Source organism: Streptomyces sp. NPDC058307, from assembly GCF_042880295.1.
Classification (GTDB): Bacteria; Actinomycetota; Actinomycetes; order Streptomycetales; family Streptomycetaceae; genus Streptomyces.
Genome location: NZ_JBHVYZ010000048.1, coordinates 1 through 13,785, shown reverse-complemented (window position 1 = coordinate 13,785; position 13,785 = coordinate 1). Strand labels below are relative to the sequence as shown.

At 68.6% G+C, this 13,785-nt stretch carries 13 protein-coding genes and 1 pseudogene; 6 read left to right on the top strand and 8 right to left on the bottom strand.

Going from position 1 to position 13,785, the window contains the following annotated elements; translation table 11 throughout:
• Positions 1-561: 561 nt before the first annotated feature.
• The 5 genes and pseudogenes from ACFVYN_RS29145 (at position 562) to ACFVYN_RS29125 (ending at position 3,301) form a co-directional block, all read left to right on the top strand.
• A complete protein-coding gene (locus ACFVYN_RS29145; protein WP_390003714.1) occupies positions 562-1,071 on the top strand; it encodes an RHS repeat-associated core domain-containing protein in 510 nt (169 codons plus the stop codon).
• A 340-nt stretch (positions 1,072-1,411) separates the two neighbouring features.
• Positions 1,412-1,615, top strand: coding sequence for a transposase (locus tag ACFVYN_RS29140; RefSeq protein ID WP_390003612.1), 204 nt, complete (start codon positions 1,412-1,414; stop codon positions 1,613-1,615).
• 117 nt (positions 1,616-1,732) lie between these two features.
• Entirely contained in the window at positions 1,733-2,431 is a 699-nt protein-coding gene (locus ACFVYN_RS29135; protein WP_390003609.1) for an SDR family oxidoreductase, read from the top strand.
• 16 nt (positions 2,432-2,447) lie between these two features.
• Positions 2,448-2,615 (top strand): annotated as a pseudogene (locus tag ACFVYN_RS29130) (DUF5131 family protein); the annotation flags it as partial.
• Positions 2,573-3,301 carry a DUF5131 family protein gene (locus ACFVYN_RS29125; protein WP_390003712.1) on the top strand — a complete coding sequence of 243 codons (729 nt, stop codon included), beginning with the start codon at positions 2,573-2,575 and terminating at the stop codon, positions 3,299-3,301. The pseudogene ACFVYN_RS29130 and the gene ACFVYN_RS29125, both read left to right, overlap by 43 nt.
• Here ACFVYN_RS29125 and ACFVYN_RS29120 read toward each other — a convergent pair.
• Positions 3,189-4,142: an alpha/beta hydrolase family protein gene (locus tag ACFVYN_RS29120; protein WP_390003606.1), complete on the bottom strand. Its 954-nt coding sequence runs from the start codon at positions 4,140-4,142 to the stop codon at positions 3,189-3,191. The two genes, ACFVYN_RS29125 and ACFVYN_RS29120, sit on opposite strands and share 113 nt — an antisense overlap.
• Positions 4,143-4,321: 179 nt before the next feature.
• Here ACFVYN_RS29120 and ACFVYN_RS29115 point away from each other — a divergent pair, with 179 nt between their 5' ends.
• Positions 4,322-4,930: a TetR/AcrR family transcriptional regulator gene (locus ACFVYN_RS29115; protein WP_390003603.1), complete on the top strand. Its 609-nt coding sequence runs from the start codon at positions 4,322-4,324 to the stop codon at positions 4,928-4,930.
• 233 nt (positions 4,931-5,163) lie between these two features.
• Here the strand turns inward: ACFVYN_RS29115 and ACFVYN_RS29110 are convergent, their stop codons facing one another.
• The 7 genes from ACFVYN_RS29110 to ACFVYN_RS29080 all read right to left on the bottom strand — a co-directional run bounded on the left by ACFVYN_RS29110 (position 5,164) and on the right by ACFVYN_RS29080 (position 13,678).
• Positions 5,164-7,356, bottom strand: coding sequence for a xanthine dehydrogenase family protein molybdopterin-binding subunit (locus ACFVYN_RS29110; RefSeq protein WP_390003600.1), 2,193 nt, complete (start codon positions 7,354-7,356; stop codon positions 5,164-5,166).
• Positions 7,353-8,336 carry an FAD binding domain-containing protein gene (locus ACFVYN_RS29105; RefSeq protein ID WP_390003598.1) on the bottom strand — a complete coding sequence of 328 codons (984 nt, stop codon included), beginning with the start codon at positions 8,334-8,336 and terminating at the stop codon, positions 7,353-7,355. Before ACFVYN_RS29105 ends, ACFVYN_RS29110 begins: the two co-directional genes overlap by 4 nt.
• A gap of 8 nt (positions 8,337-8,344) precedes the next feature.
• Positions 8,345-8,986 carry a (2Fe-2S)-binding protein gene (locus ACFVYN_RS29100; RefSeq protein WP_390003595.1) on the bottom strand — a complete coding sequence of 214 codons (642 nt, stop codon included), beginning with the start codon at positions 8,984-8,986 and terminating at the stop codon, positions 8,345-8,347.
• 551 nt (positions 8,987-9,537) lie between these two features.
• Complete coding sequence (locus tag ACFVYN_RS29095) at positions 9,538-10,437, bottom strand: alpha/beta fold hydrolase (protein ID WP_390003593.1); 900 nt, start codon at positions 10,435-10,437, stop codon at positions 9,538-9,540.
• Between the two features lie 312 nt (positions 10,438-10,749).
• On the bottom strand, positions 10,750-11,628 hold the full coding sequence (locus ACFVYN_RS29090) for an LLM class flavin-dependent oxidoreductase (RefSeq protein ID WP_390003591.1): 879 nt from the start codon (positions 11,626-11,628) through the stop codon (positions 10,750-10,752).
• A 345-nt stretch (positions 11,629-11,973) separates the two neighbouring features.
• Positions 11,974-12,474 (bottom strand): cupin domain-containing protein, encoded by a 501-nt coding sequence (locus ACFVYN_RS29085; RefSeq protein ID WP_390003588.1) that lies wholly within the window; start codon positions 12,472-12,474, stop codon positions 11,974-11,976.
• A gap of 253 nt (positions 12,475-12,727) precedes the next feature.
• Positions 12,728-13,678, bottom strand: coding sequence for an alpha/beta hydrolase (locus ACFVYN_RS29080; protein WP_390003586.1), 951 nt, complete (start codon positions 13,676-13,678; stop codon positions 12,728-12,730).
• Positions 13,679-13,785: the final 107 nt, after the last annotated feature.

Sequence of the window (13,785 nt, the reverse complement as noted above, 5' to 3'; positions counted from 1 at the left end):
TACGCAAGTCAGGTGATCGAGAACTGTAGTAGCGCGCCTGACAGGCAGGTACAGCGGTATGTCGCACGATCGTGCTGACGGCTGACGGCTGACGGCTGACGGCTGACGGCTGACGGCTGACGGCTCTTGAGGATCCGGAGGCGCGGGCCCGCGAAGCACTTTTATCTTGCGCGCTCGACCGGCGCTCAGCAGGGCGTCCCGGCCGAGCGCCCGAACTCACGCTCTCGATCAGGATGTCGCTCGTCTCGCTGTCGGCCTACTCGCCGTAGACACCCTGGGCGATTCGGCGGCCGATATGGAGTGGGCCGGTGAGGCTCCATGGGGTACAGCCGAAGCCCACGGAATGTGTTCTGTAGGGGTGGATCGGTGGGGTTATCGCCCAATGCTCCGGTGTCATCGGATCTCGCCTTCGTGCGATTCGTCCGTGCGATTCGTCGGTGGGTGTGAGCCCGGCGGCGGTGGCGACGGATCACACCGCGCTGGGACTCGGGTCCACGACCACCACCGACGTGGACGCCGCATTCTTCCGCGAACCGCCGGGAACGTTGAACTCCATGACGACTGGGGGAAGTTCTACTACTGCCTCACCGACGCCACCGGCAACGTCCTCGGCCTGGTCGACGACGTGGGCAAGCGCACCCACGCTACGCCTACGGTCTCACCGGCCTGCCCCGCGGCACGACCACCGAGGCCGTCCCGCAGCCGTACCGCTACGCCGGCACCTACCTCGACCCGACGGGCCTGTACAAGATGGGCGCCCGCTACTGCGACCCCCAGCTCGGCCGCTTCACCCAGCCCGACCCCTCGGCGCAGGAGAAGAACCCGTACCTGTACGCGGGCGGTGACTTCGTCAACGACAGTGACCCAACGGTCAGTTCAGACCGGAGTCATCACATAGGCGGCCACGGCCGACGGCCTGGTCGGCGCCGGAGTCGGCAGTGTCATAGGTGGTGGTGCCGCCATAGTCGGCAGCTGTGTGCTTGGAGGCGCCGAAGGACACTACGGGGCGGACACGTGGGCCGGGGCTCTTCCAGGCCCGCGGTTCTCCTGCACATACGCAGTAGGCGGTGATGGAACGCGCCGGAAGGACTCATCAATGGACGAGGCAGTAAGGGGAGTGCGAACCTTTTCTGCGGTTCTGATGATAGGAGGGATATGTGCGTGCATTGCAGGAACCGCTACAGGTGATGCTGTGCCGCTCATGCTCGGAGCGATCGCCGCAGTCAGCGGAGTGATTCTCGCAGTCTGCGCCTTCCTGGGACACAGGAAATCTCGATCCTGACACGACGAGAGAAGGCCGAGAGGCAAGGCCGGGGCTCGTTAGCCTCCGCCCCCTCTGCCCTGTCAACCTGCCCTGTCAACCCGGTTTGCTGCGGCTTCCACAGCCGGGGACTCCTCCTGCGCACCGGACGTGAACCCCGTGGAAGGCATTTGGTCGCTGTTACGGCGCGGACCGCCGGCCAACACCGCCTTCACCGACGACGAGCATCGCGAACGCACCCTGCGCCGGGGCCTGCGCCATATTCAGCTCCGGCCCGACCTCCTCGACGGCTGTCTCGCCGGCACCGGACTCACCCTCACCCACCACCCGACAACAATCCGGCGAGATCAGTAACTCCTGATCCACAGTCAGGAGCGGTGCCGTCGGGGAAAGCAGGGAGTGAGCGTTGAAGATCGCTGGGTATAGTGCAGGCGTTTTGCCCCGATGACCCCGTTGCCGAGGAGGCCGTCCATGGAACCCGTCACGCTGATCACCGGTGGCTCGACCGGAATCGGCGCCGCCACCGCCCGCGCCCTGATCGAGCAGGGCCACCGCGTGGCCGTCACCGGACGCGACGCGGGCAAGCTGGCCGCCTTCGCCACCACCGCGGGGGCGGGCGAGCGGCTGCTGACGATCACCGGCGACGCCGGCGAAGCGGATGACGTCGGCGCCGCCGTCCGCCATGTGCTGGACATCTGGGGCCGGCTGGACAACGTCATAGCCAACGCTGGTTTCTCCCTGCCCGGCAACCTGGAGACACACGCTCCTGAGGACATGCGCGCCATGATCCTCACCAACGTCCTGGGCCCCGCCCTGCTGATCCAGGAGACCCTGCCGCACCTGAGGACCTCCAAGGGCCGAATCGTGATCATCGGCTCGGTCGCCGGCGTCCGCCACACCCCCGGCAACCTCTACTCCGTCACCAAGTGGGCCGCCCACGCCCTCGCCGAGAACACCCGCCTCCTGGTCGGCCAGGACGGGGTCGGCGTCACCGTTGTCGCCCCCGGCGTCGTGGACACCCCCTTCTGGCACGCCCGCGGTGGCGCCCCCGAGGCAGCCGCCACGATGACCGCCGAGCAGATCGCCAACACCATTGTGTTCGCCGTCAACCAGCCCGCGGGCGTGGACATCAACCACATCACGGTACGGCCGACGGGGCAGGTTGGCTGAGTAGAGCTCCCAAGGGTTGACTTTGGCGAAGCGGCTCAAGGCAATGGGGCAGGCGAAGTACCAGTGTGACGGTGATCCGCGGACCAGCGGACCCGGTTGTGGGGCCACGGTGCACGAGAACGCCTTGGTCGAGCCGCTGCGGTGGCGTCGGCCGCGGAAAGTGTTCGTGAACTCCATGAGCGACATCGGTCATTACCCGAGTCCCCACGGCGTCTGTTGCCAGGACCTTCGCGACGGTGGCGCTGGCGCCGCAGCACCAGTTCCAGGTACTCACCAAGAGGCCCCGCGTCTGCGTCGTCTGCTGGCATCGCAGAAGTTCGTGGACGCGGTCTGGACCGAGATGGAAGGAGTCTCAGAGGACGATGCTGTTCCACTGGCCAGGCCCGTGCGCGAGGACGTGCGCAAGCGTGGGGCCAACTGGAGCGCCTTGAGTTTCCGGCTGCTTCCCGATGTCTGGACCGGCTTGTCGGTGGTGAGAGTGGCCCGCCTCACCGGCCGCTGGACTTGGCCCGGGTCCGTGACATTCGCGATCGGTGTGTCGGTCTTCAGGCGGCTCTGTTCTTCAAGCAGGTCGGCGGGCCGACCCCGAAGGCTGCAGGCCGCCTGCTCGATGGGCGGACCTGGGATGAGTATTTCGCCACGGCGGACGTGGTGGGTGCGTGGGGCTCTCGGAGTACGGGAACGCTGACAGTCCGCGTGCCCCACGGCATCATGCAGGTCGGCGGGAGTGACCATGACCCTGAGGCTCGCGGACGGCCTACTTGGCTTCGACTCGTCCGACCGGGTCGGGGCCGGACGACAGGGCCTCGCGTGCGGTCTGCCAGGCGTTGTCGCCGGGGTGGAGCTGGCTGCGGAGGTAGGCGGAGGTGAGGCGGCCGACGGCAGCGACCCGTTCGGGGCTCTCGTCCGTGGTCTCGGCGACGTCATATCCGGGGATTCCGCCGAGTGCGTGCCCCGCGCCGAACAGGGTGATCAGGACCTTGGGGCCCGGGGCGAGGACGTAGGGGTCGGCGTGCCAGTCGGGTCCCATGTCCGTGAAGTGCCGGGAGTCGTCCTCGTCGCCGGCGACGACCAGCGCGGGTGTGGTCATCGTGGAGAAGTCGATGGTCCGGAAGACCGGCAGCGCGTCGGCCATGGGCCCGTTGAGGACGTCGCCCCTGCCGGGCGCGGCGAGCAGCACGCCCGCCTTGATCCGGGGTTCGAGCAGGCTCACTTCCTCGCCGTCGTCCGTGACGCGGGCGCCGAGCAGGAGACTGGAGGTGAAGCCGCCGAAGGAGTGTCCGGCGACGGCGATCTTGGTGTGGTCGATCCGTCCGGCGAGCAGCGGTACGGCCTTCTCGATCTCGTCGAGCCGGTCGAGGATGTGGCTCATGTCCTCGGAGCGCGAGCGCCAGAAGAAGGGGGCTCCGGGGGCGTCGGCGACATGGTCGCTCAGTGTCCTGGAGGTGAGGTGGGTGGGCTGGATGACGACGAAGCCGTGGGCCGCCCAGAAGTTGGCGAGCGGTGCGTAGCCGTTGAGCGAGGACAGGTTGTTCGAGGGTCCCTGGCCGTGGGAGAGAAGGATGACGGGAAGGTCCTTGCCCGTCTCGGGCGCGGTGACCCGCACCTGGAGGTCCACGGGACGTCCGGGGATGGACAGCACCACCGGGCTGTAGGACAGGACCGGAGCCGACGAGCCCAGGGTGTCGGCGGTGGTGGTGGATGTGCTCATGATGCGCGGTTTCCTTGTCTGCGGGCCTTGTCGGCCACCGGTCCGTTTCGGAGGCGGCAGGACAAGGGAGGTAGGGGCGGGCACCCGCCGTTTTCGGCTAACCTGAAGTGGAGCGCCGCACCACTTAATATCCGGAACAACGCTCCGCTTTGTCAAGCGATGCCGGAAGGAAGAGCGTGATGCCCAGCGAGAGCCCCGCGAGGAAGATGCCGACCCGGAGCAAGCGGACCGACGCCCTGCGCAACCAGCAGACCGTGCTCACCGCCGCCGCCGAGGTGTTCGTCACCTCCGGGGTCGACGCGCCGATTCGTCAGATCGCCGCACGGGCAGGCGTCGGGATGGCCACGATCTACCGCCACTTCCCGACCCGGGCGGACCTCGTCACCGCCGTCTACCGCCATCAGATCGAGGCATGTGTCGAGGCCGGCCCGGAACTGCTTGCCACTTCGGAATCCCCGTTCGACGCACTGCGTCAGTGGATCGACCTCTTCGTCGACTTTCTGGCCACCAAGCACGGACTCGCCGACGCCCTGCAGTCCGACAGCGACCGCTTCGCCACGCTGCACGCCTACCTCATCGACCGCCTGGAGCCCGTGAGCGCCCAACTCCTCGACGCCGCGGTCGAGGCCGGCGACATCCGGCCCGGCATCCAGCCCTACGAACTGATGCGTGGCATCGGCAACCTCTGCATCGGGCGCGACGACGACCCTCGCTACGACCCCCGCCGCCTGATCGAACTACTCCTCCAGGGGCTGCGGCAACCTCGACCGGCCGCCCTGACCACCTGAGTGCCTACTCGGGCCGGTCCACCAGACACCATTGCTCGGCCGCCACACCGACAGGGCAGTCGTTGGTTGTTGCGGCACCAGGTTCTGTCTCCTTGGTCGGCCTCGTGTCCGGATGAGGATGGTGGCGAGGTGCAGAGCGGCCTTGTTCGAGGCGGTTGATGCACCGGTCCATGGACTGGCCGGCTGTTCAAGAGCTGGTTCGTGGAGCCGGCCGGCCGCAACTCCAAGAGGGGTCAGAGCAGTTGCTCGGGGGTGATGGGCAACTCGCGGATGCGCCGGCCCGTGGCGTTGAAGACGGCGTTGGAGATGGCCGGCGTGACACCGATGCTGACGATCTCGGCGAGTCCCTTCACGCCGATCGGGTCGGCTATGCGGTCCTCACCGTCCGCGAGGTAGATCGCCTTGATGTCGGGGATGTCGGCATGCGACGGAACGAGGTAGTCGGCGAGATTTGCGTTGACGATTCGGCCGTCGCGATGGTCGGTGATCGTGTGTTCGAGCAGGGCCGCACCCAGTCCGCCGATCATGGCGCCGAGTGCCTGGCTGTCGGCGAGCGCGGGACTGATGATACGGCCGGCGTCGTAGACGCCCAGCATGCGCCGGACCCGTACCAGACCGAGCCGGGAGTGCACGGCGACCTCCGCGAAGGTGGCCGCGTAGGCGTACAGGGAGTGCCGTGCGGGTCCTTCCGGCGGAGCCCACGAGCCGAGTACTTCGAGGTGGGTGGAGTTGTTGCGGGCCAGCAGGCGCTGGTACGTCTCCCCTCGCCCCGGGGCGTCTTTTACGTACAGCCGGCCGGCGCGCACCTCGACCTCGGCGGGGTCGGCCCCGTGCAGCGGAGAGCCTTCGTCTGTGACGGCGAGCGCGATGGCATTTTTCCGCAGCTTGTCGCAACCGTCCTGTACGGCGGATCCGACGCTCGCCATGGTCTGCGATCCGAAGTGTCCCGGGGCCGGTGGCAGGGTCGAGTCGCCGAGCCGAAAGGTCACCCTGCGCATGGTCAGGCCCAGGGCGTCGGCGGCGACCTGTGTCATGGAGGTGGCGGTGCCGGGCCCCATGTCGCTGGTCGCGGACTGGACGAGGGCGGTGCCGTCGGCATTCAGCCGCACGGAAGCCTGGGCCGCGGCGCGCTGGGTGTCGTATACGCCGGCGGCCATGCCCATGCCGAGGCGCCAGTCGCCGTCGCGCGTGGAGCCGGGTTTCACGCTCCGCCGTTTCCAGCCGAATGCGCGGGCGCCGCTGGTGTAGCACTCGCGCAGGCGGCGGGTGGAGAACTGCAGACCGTTGGACTGGTCGTCCACGGGCTCGTTGCGCAGTCGCAGGTCGATCGGGTCGATGCCCAGTTCATGGGCGAGTTCGTCCATCGCCGACTCCAGGGGGTAGGCGCCGCTGGAGTATCCCGGGCCGCGCATCCACGTCGGTGTGTTGACGTCGAGGGGGACGGACCGGTGGATCTGCTTGACGTTCGGCGTGCTGTAGAGCATCCGCCCGGGGACGAGGGTGTCCTCCAGGTGCGTTTCATAGCTGGATGTCTCGGAGTCGGCGTCGTGCACGGCAGCGGTCAGACGGCCCCGCCGGTCGCTGCCGATCCGGAGCCTGTACGAGTACGCGGGCCGGTAGCCGATCCCGAAGTACAACTGCTTGCGTGTGAGGACGAGTTTGACGGGACGGTCCACCTGGCGGGCGGCCATGACCGCGATGACGGAGTGCACCCAGGTACGGAAGGCGTTGCCGAAGGCACCGCCGAGTACGGGCGAGATGACATGAATGTTCTCGGGCGGTATCCCGAATTCGGCTGCCATGTTGAACGCGGCGAACTGGACCGCCTGGGTCTTCTCCCAGAGGGTGAGCCTGTCCCCGTCCCAGCGGGCGACGATGCCGGCCGGTTCCATCGCGTTGTGGTGCTGGCGGGCCATCCGGTACGCGAGGTCGAGCTGGACGTCGGCGGATTTCAGTGCCTGGTCCGCATCGCCCCGTGCATAGGTCTCGGGGTCGTCGGCGGGAGGCGCCGCGCTCAGGTCCGTCGAGGGACGCTCGGCGTCGTAGCTGACCTGTACCAGGCCCGCGGCGTGCTGGGCGACCTCGAGCGTCGTGGCCACCACGACCGCGACGGGCTGTCCGAAGAAGCGCACTTTGTCGTCCTGGAAGGCCCTCAGCGGCTTGCCTGGTGGGTAGCCGTTGCTTTCGACGGGCGGGAGCCTGGGCGCGTTGAGGTGGCTGATGACGGTGAGGACACCGGGCTGGGCCAGGGCATGACCTGTTTCGATGGCGGTGATACGGCCGCGGCCGACGCTGCTGTCGACGATGACCGCGTGAACGACGCCGTCGGGGTTGTTGTCGCCGGCGTACTTCGCTTTCCCGGTGACCCGCAGGCGTGCGTCCACCCGGGCCACGGACGCGCCGACGGCGGCTTGTGGCTGGCTCATGAGGTGCCTCCGACGGTGCGCAGTTGCTGCTCGACGGTACGTTTGAGCAGCTCGACCTTGAAGCCGTTGTGCCTGAGGGGGTGCGCGCCCTCGGCCGCGTGGTCGGCGGCCCTGTGCCACAGCCGGGCGGAGGGACGCTCGCCGATGAGGGCTTGTTCGACGGCCGGGAGCTTCCAGGGCACTGTGCCCACACCGCCGGCGGCGACCTTCGCATCGAGGATCAGTCCGCCGCGGATGTGGAGGGCCACCGCGGCCGAGGTCAGCGCGAACTCGTAGGACTGGCGGTCGCGGACCTTCAGATACCCGGACTTCAGCGGGCGTGGTAGCGCGGGAATCTCCACCGAGGTGATCAACTCACCTGGCCGGAGCGCCTGTTCGCGCTCTGGCGTGCTGCCGGGCTGAAGCAGGAAGTCCGCGATGGGGAGGGTGCGCCTGCCCTTGTCCGGAGCCGTCAGGTGGACGCTCGCCTCCAATGCGGTGAGCGCGACAGCCAGATCGGACGGATGTGTGGCCACGCATTGGTCGGAGGTGCCGAGGATCGCATGGCTGCGGTTGAAGCCGTTCAGTGCGGCGCAGCCGGAACCCGGCTCGCGTTTGTTGCAGTCGGCGGTCACGTCCCGGAAGTACGTGCAGCGGGTGCGCTGCATCACGTTTCCGCCGATGGTGGCCATGTTGCGCAGCTGGGCGGAGGCGCTCAGCTCCAGCGCCTGGGAGATGACCGGGTAGCTGTCACGTACGGCGGGGTGAGCTGCTGCTTCCGCCATGCGGACCAGGGCACCGATGCGTAAGCCGCCGTCCTCGGTACGGGTCACATCGTGCAGCGGCAGAGCGGTGATGTCGACCAGGACATCAGGGCGCTCCACGGTTTCGCGCATCAAGTCGACGAGGGTGGTGCCGCCGGCTATGTACCGGCCGCCGCGCCCACCGGCCTCGAGGGCTTCCTCGGTGTCGGACGCTTTGGTGATGGTGAAGGGGTGCATCGTCCACCTCAGTTCTGGCCCGCGGCCTGCTCGACCGCGCGAACGATCTTGATGTAACAGCCACAGCGGCAGAGGTTCCCGCTCATCCACTCCCGGATCTCGTCACCCGATCCGATGTGGCCTTCCTTGATGCAGCCGACACCGGACACGATCTGGCCCGAGGTGCAGAAGCCGCACTGATAGGCGTCCTGATCTATGAACGCCTGCTGCAGCGGATGCAGTTGGTCGCCGTCGGCCAGCCCCTCGATGGTGGTGACCTCGACGCCGTCCAGCCGGACGGCCAGGGTCAGACACGAGTTGACGCGGTGGCCGTCGACCAGGACGGTGCAGGCGCCACAGGCTCCGGCATTGCAGCCCTTCTTTGCACCGGTCAGGTCGAGGTGTTCGCGCAGCAGGTCGAGCAGAGAGGTGCGGTTGTCGACGGTGACGGTGTGCTGGACGCTGTTGATCGTCAGATGGACAGTGCCGCCAGGAGGTCCTTCGGCGGCCACCGCCTCCCGGCCGCCGAGGGCAGTCGGCGCCGTTACCAGTCCGCCGGCGAGGACGGTCCCCGAGACGGCCGTGGCTGTGGTGATGAACGTGCGCCGAGACGGCGGCGGAGCGGCCTCGGCAGAGAGAGATCTATCGGGATCGGGATTTTCGACGGACACGCTCACACTCCTTCAGGGTGAGGGCTGTGGGTTCGGCGGGCGGCGTACCTGTTCCTCGGTTCGAGGGGCTGCAGGATGGTCATGGCTGGTCCATCGGGGTCCGTGGACGGCCGTCCGCCTGGCTCCCACCCTGCCTTGCACCACTGCCCGGTCTTTGCGTCCTGCGGTGTTCACTCGTGCTCAGCACTGCCCACACCGAAAGCGCCGCCGTTCTCGGCCAACTGGACACGCGTCGGCGGGAGGAGGGCTGTTTCGCCGTACGTCCTGTGCTCGACCGATCAAGCATCGCCGGATTGCACGCACGCCGCAGCGACGTGGATGTGCAGATGCCTCTCGGTTGTACAAACACGCAACAAGGGAAGCGTCTGCGGCTGCCGACTGCGTCCCGTCGAACATGGCTCGCTCCGGTTCCCGGACACCAGCGCATCGGCTCGTGCTGCCGTCGGCCTGTCTCAGTTCCCCTCACACTCAACACCGCTTACCGCAGCAGGCTCATCGCGCCGCGATGTGAGCCCGTATGCGGTTCACCGGGTCGCGGTTTTCCAGACCTGTCAGATGCGCCCGGCGGGCTGGAGCGGGGCAGTCAGGAAGGCGAGCAGCTCGTGGGCGAAGGTATCGGGTCGTTCCTCGGGTACGAAGTGGCCACTGCCCGCAATCACCGCGCCGGTCAGGTGCGGCGCGGCCGTGTCGAGGCTGTCGGCGAGTCGGGCGCCTGAGCTGTGCTCGCCGCCGACAGCCAGTACGGGCATGGGAAGGGTTGCTCCGCTTTCGCGCCAGGCCCGGTTGACGTGGCCGTCCTCGAGGAGGGTGCGGTAGTGCGCGAAGCCGGCGTGCAGGGCCTCGTATCCGCGGTAGGAGGAGGCGACGGTGGCGACCTCTTCCGCCGGGAAGGTTCCGGGTACCGCGGACAACCAGTCGAACCACCAGGTGAGGAAGTCGGTCTCCCGGCCTTCGAGGAGCAGCTCGGGCAGTTCTTCGGTCATGAAGAGGCCGAAGTGGAACAGACCGCCGGAGGCCACGTCCATCGCCTGCTCCAGGCCGAAGCCGGGCAGGGCGAGTTCGACGAGGACGAGGTGGTCGACCTCCGCGGGGTGGCGACGGGCGTAGGCGAAGGCGACCATGCCACCGATGTCGTGCCCGACGACGCTTACGCCGCCGTGGATGCCGAGCTGGGCGAGGAGTTCGCGCATGTCCTCTGCCTGTGTGTCCTTGTCGTATCCGCTCGGGGGACGGTCGGAGGCACCCGTGCCGCGCAGGTCGGGAGCGATGACGCGGTACCCGTGTGCGGCGAGGGCCGGCATGAGGTGCCGCCAGGCCCGCCAGGTCTGGGGCCAGCCGTGCAGCAGGAGTAGGGGTGCGCCGGACCCGCCGACCACGGCATGCAGCCGGGTTCCGTTCGCCGTGACGGTGATGCTCTCGAATCCGTCGGGGAGGTGTGTTTCGTCGCTCATGGGATCACCTGGGGCTGGGTCGAAGAGTGAGGGCCGGCGGAGTGGGCGGCGAGCTCGGCCAGTACCTGTACCTGTACCTGGCCGGTGGAGGTGACGCGGGCTCCGCCTGCGCTCGACGACGCGGCGGACGGGGGCAGAGTTGGATGGTCGGCGTTGTTGAACGCGGGGTGGACAGGGGCAGTTCAGCGTGCCGCCCTTGTCGCCAGTGAGAAGCACGACACAGCTCTGGGCAAGGAGGACCCGACGGGTAGCAGCCGGTGCCGTTGGGCCAGGGGTGCTGACCGGCCCGAGGGCACGGCGGGCACGGAGTGGTCAGCTCTTCCGTGCCAGGGCTTCGCGGACCGCGGGTACGACTTCGGCGGCGAACGCGCTGATCTGTCGGGTGTGGTCTCGTTCGGGCCAGATGACGAAACCGTTCATCCCGACGGTGCGCACGAGCGCGACCAGGTGCTCGGCCCACTGGGAGGCGGGCCCTTGGAACGGGCCGGCCGACTCCGGTTGGATGACACCGGCGATGTTGTAGACCCGGCGGATCGTGTCCGGATCGCGGCCCGCCGCCAGAGCTGCGTCCTCGATGCGGCGGACAGCCATGGGCAGTGCGTCGAGTCCGAGGTAGGCATGGGAGGGAAGCCAGCCGTCCGCCTTCGCACCGGTCAGAGCCAGCATGCGGGGCCCGTACGAGCCCAGCCACAGTCCCAGACCGGGGCTCGGCGCCGGGCCAGGGTGGACGCCGGTGAGCTCGTAGTGCGCGCCGTGCGTCCGCACACTGCGCTCGCCACTCCACATGGCCCGGACGACGGTGATCGCCTCTTCAAGTGCGTCGACGGCCTCTCTCGGCGTGCGACGGGAGCCGCCCATGGCCTCGATGGCTTCCCAGAAGGCGCCGGCACCCAGTCCGAGCTGGACCCGGGACCCGGTCAGTCTGTCCAACGTCGCCACAGCCTTCGCCAGCACGGCCGGCGGACGCAACGGCAGGGAGCTGACCGTCGGGACGAGCGTGACATTGCGCGTCCGCGCGGCCAGGAAGGTGAGCAGTGTCCAGGTGTCGTCGAACGCCGCTTGGTACGGGTGGTCCTGGATGGTGAGAAGGTCAAGGCCGAGACTGTCGATGAGTAGTGCCTGCTCGCTGGAGCGGCCGACGGGGAGGGCATGTGGCTCTACGTTTGCGCCGAACAGGACAGGGAGGGGCATGGAAGTCTCCTGAGCGACCGGCGCGTGCTCGACGTCGGCCGCCGTCTCGGGAGCGGGAAAGGGAACTGGTCTGCCGTCGCCTCGCAGGCAGCGCCTTCCAGACCGGCCAGAAGCCAGGTTCGGCGGCTGTTCGGGCAGGGGCGCTCGGGTCCGTGAGCGGTTCACGGCCAAGGCGACGGTGCCGTCGAGTGCGAGGTAGCGCTCGGCGGTGAACTGGGCCTCGATCCGGTTGAGCGCGGAGGAGTTTGCCGCAGGCGGTGCACCCGAGCGATCTGGTCCTGGCTGGTCGGCTCAGCGGGGAACGTCACCCTGCCGACGGGTGCCGGGCTTGCCGGGCCCTGCCGCTCACAGGAATTCGCTCCGGTAGGTCGAGGCCAGCTCGGCCGCGCGGTGGCGGCGTTCCATGAGTTCGTCCTGCGACAGCTCGGGCGGCGGTGCGTCCTTGCCGGCGACGACATCGCCGATGCGTGTGAAGTACTCGTCCTGGCCGGCGGGGGTGCACATGCACAGCATGCGGGCCGGCGCACCGGAGGCGTTGCGGAAGTTGTGCGGGGCGTTGGCCGGGATGTTGACCGTGGACCCGGCCCGTACGGTGTGCTTCTCACCGCGGAAGGTGAACTCGATCTCGCCCTCGAGGATCGTGAACATCTCCTCGAAGTCGTGCCGGTGCGGCGGCGGCCCGCCGCCGTCGGGGACGCGCATGTCGATCAGGCAGTACCGGCCGTCGGTCTGCTCGCCGGTGACCAGCATGGCGTACGTGTTGCCCACCAAAGAGATGTACGTCGTGCCGGGATCGTCGGGGTCCGCCACGGTCAGCGAGCGGGACAGGTCGTCGTCGGGGATCATCGCAGTTGTCTCCTTCAAAGGTCGGTCAGGTGGGGATCGGGTGCCGGGCAGGTCTCATGGAGTCCGGCAGTCTCGCGGCCGTCGATGCGCATGCTGCGCGAGGTGGGAGTCCGGCCCGGCCACGCGGTGCTTCAGTGTGTTCGTGCCGGTGTCAGAGGGGCTCCGTCGCGGCGGGCAACGGGGCGGGGGGTCAGCTGTGTGGAGCGCCTGCATACCCCTCCTGCGGCACGGGGTGGGCACGCTCGGTGGCGGCTCAGATGGATTTGAGGACTCGGATGCGGTCGGCGATGGCGCGGCGGGCGACGTCGGAGGTGAAGGCGATGGAGTCGAACTCGTGCGGGGCGCCGGGGTGCAGATGGAATTCGACCGGCACGCCGGCGCGGCTGAGTTTGGTGGCGTAGGCGGTGTCCTCGTCGCGGAAGACGTCGAGCTGTCCGACCTCGATGTAGGCCGGCGGCAGGCCGGTGGCATCCTCGAGCCTGGCCGGGGCCGCCGTGGCCGGGACGTCGGACCCGCCGGCGGCCTCGCCGAGCAGGGCCGGCCACGCGGTGAGGCTGTCGTCGTAGGACCACAGCAGGTAGGGCGCGATGTGCGCGTCGGGGGTGGTGGTGCGGTCGTCGAGCATGGGCATGATGAGGATCTGGCGGGCGATCTTCGGGCCGCCGCGTTCGCGGGCGAGGATCGCCAGGGCGGCGGCCATGCCGCCGCCTGCGCTGTCTCCCATCACACCGATCCGGTCGGGGTCGACGTCGAGTTCGGCGGCGTGTGCGTGCAGCCAGCGCAGTGCGGTGTAGGCGTCCTCGAGCGGGGTCGGGAAGGGGTGCTCGGGAGCGCGGCGGTACTCGACCGACAGCATCGGCACGCCGCTGGCGGAGACGTAGCGGGAGACCGGGCCGTCGAACAGGTCGATGTGGCCGAAGATGTATCCGCCGCCGTGGAAGAACAGCACGGCCGGACCCGGCGCCGCGCCGTCCTTGGTGTACCAGCGCATGGTGATCTGCGCGCCGTCGTCGGCGGTCGCGTGGTGCTCGCTGGTCTTCACGTCGTCCGGGGCCGGCTGGGCCGTTCCCGCGGCGCCGATGATCGGCTCCCACATGGCGCGCCGCGCCGCGATGTCGCCCACGGCCGGTGGTGTGGCGTCCGCCATCGCGCCGGCCATCGGGGCCAGTGCCTGGGCGATTTCGGGGTCAAGGCTGAGTGCCATGGTCTTTTCCTTTGGGTGGAGGAACGGCGTCAGGCGTCAGACGTCAGGCGGCGGGGATGACGATGACCTTGCCGTGCACGGTGCCTTCGGTGGCCCGGGCGTGGAGC

Coding starts and splice junctions, on each gene's coding strand:
- ACFVYN_RS29135 (WP_390003609.1), top strand. CDS start 1,733: ATGGAACCCGTCACGCTGATCACCGGTGGCTCGACCGGAATCGGCGCC.
- ACFVYN_RS29120 (WP_390003606.1), bottom strand. CDS start 4,142: ATGAGCACATCCACCACCACCGCCGACACCCTGGGCTCGTCGGCTCCG.
- ACFVYN_RS29115 (WP_390003603.1), top strand. CDS start 4,322: ATGCCCAGCGAGAGCCCCGCGAGGAAGATGCCGACCCGGAGCAAGCGG.
- ACFVYN_RS29110 (WP_390003600.1), bottom strand. CDS start 7,356: ATGAGCCAGCCACAAGCCGCCGTCGGCGCGTCCGTGGCCCGGGTGGAC.
- ACFVYN_RS29105 (WP_390003598.1), bottom strand. CDS start 8,336: ATGCACCCCTTCACCATCACCAAAGCGTCCGACACCGAGGAAGCCCTC.
- ACFVYN_RS29095 (WP_390003593.1), bottom strand. CDS start 10,437: ATGAGCGACGAAACACACCTCCCCGACGGATTCGAGAGCATCACCGTC.
- ACFVYN_RS29090 (WP_390003591.1), bottom strand. CDS start 11,628: ATGCCCCTCCCTGTCCTGTTCGGCGCAAACGTAGAGCCACATGCCCTC.
- ACFVYN_RS29085 (WP_390003588.1), bottom strand. CDS start 12,474: ATGATCCCCGACGACGACCTGTCCCGCTCGCTGACCGTGGCGGACCCC.
- ACFVYN_RS29080 (WP_390003586.1), bottom strand. CDS start 13,678: ATGGCACTCAGCCTTGACCCCGAAATCGCCCAGGCACTGGCCCCGATG.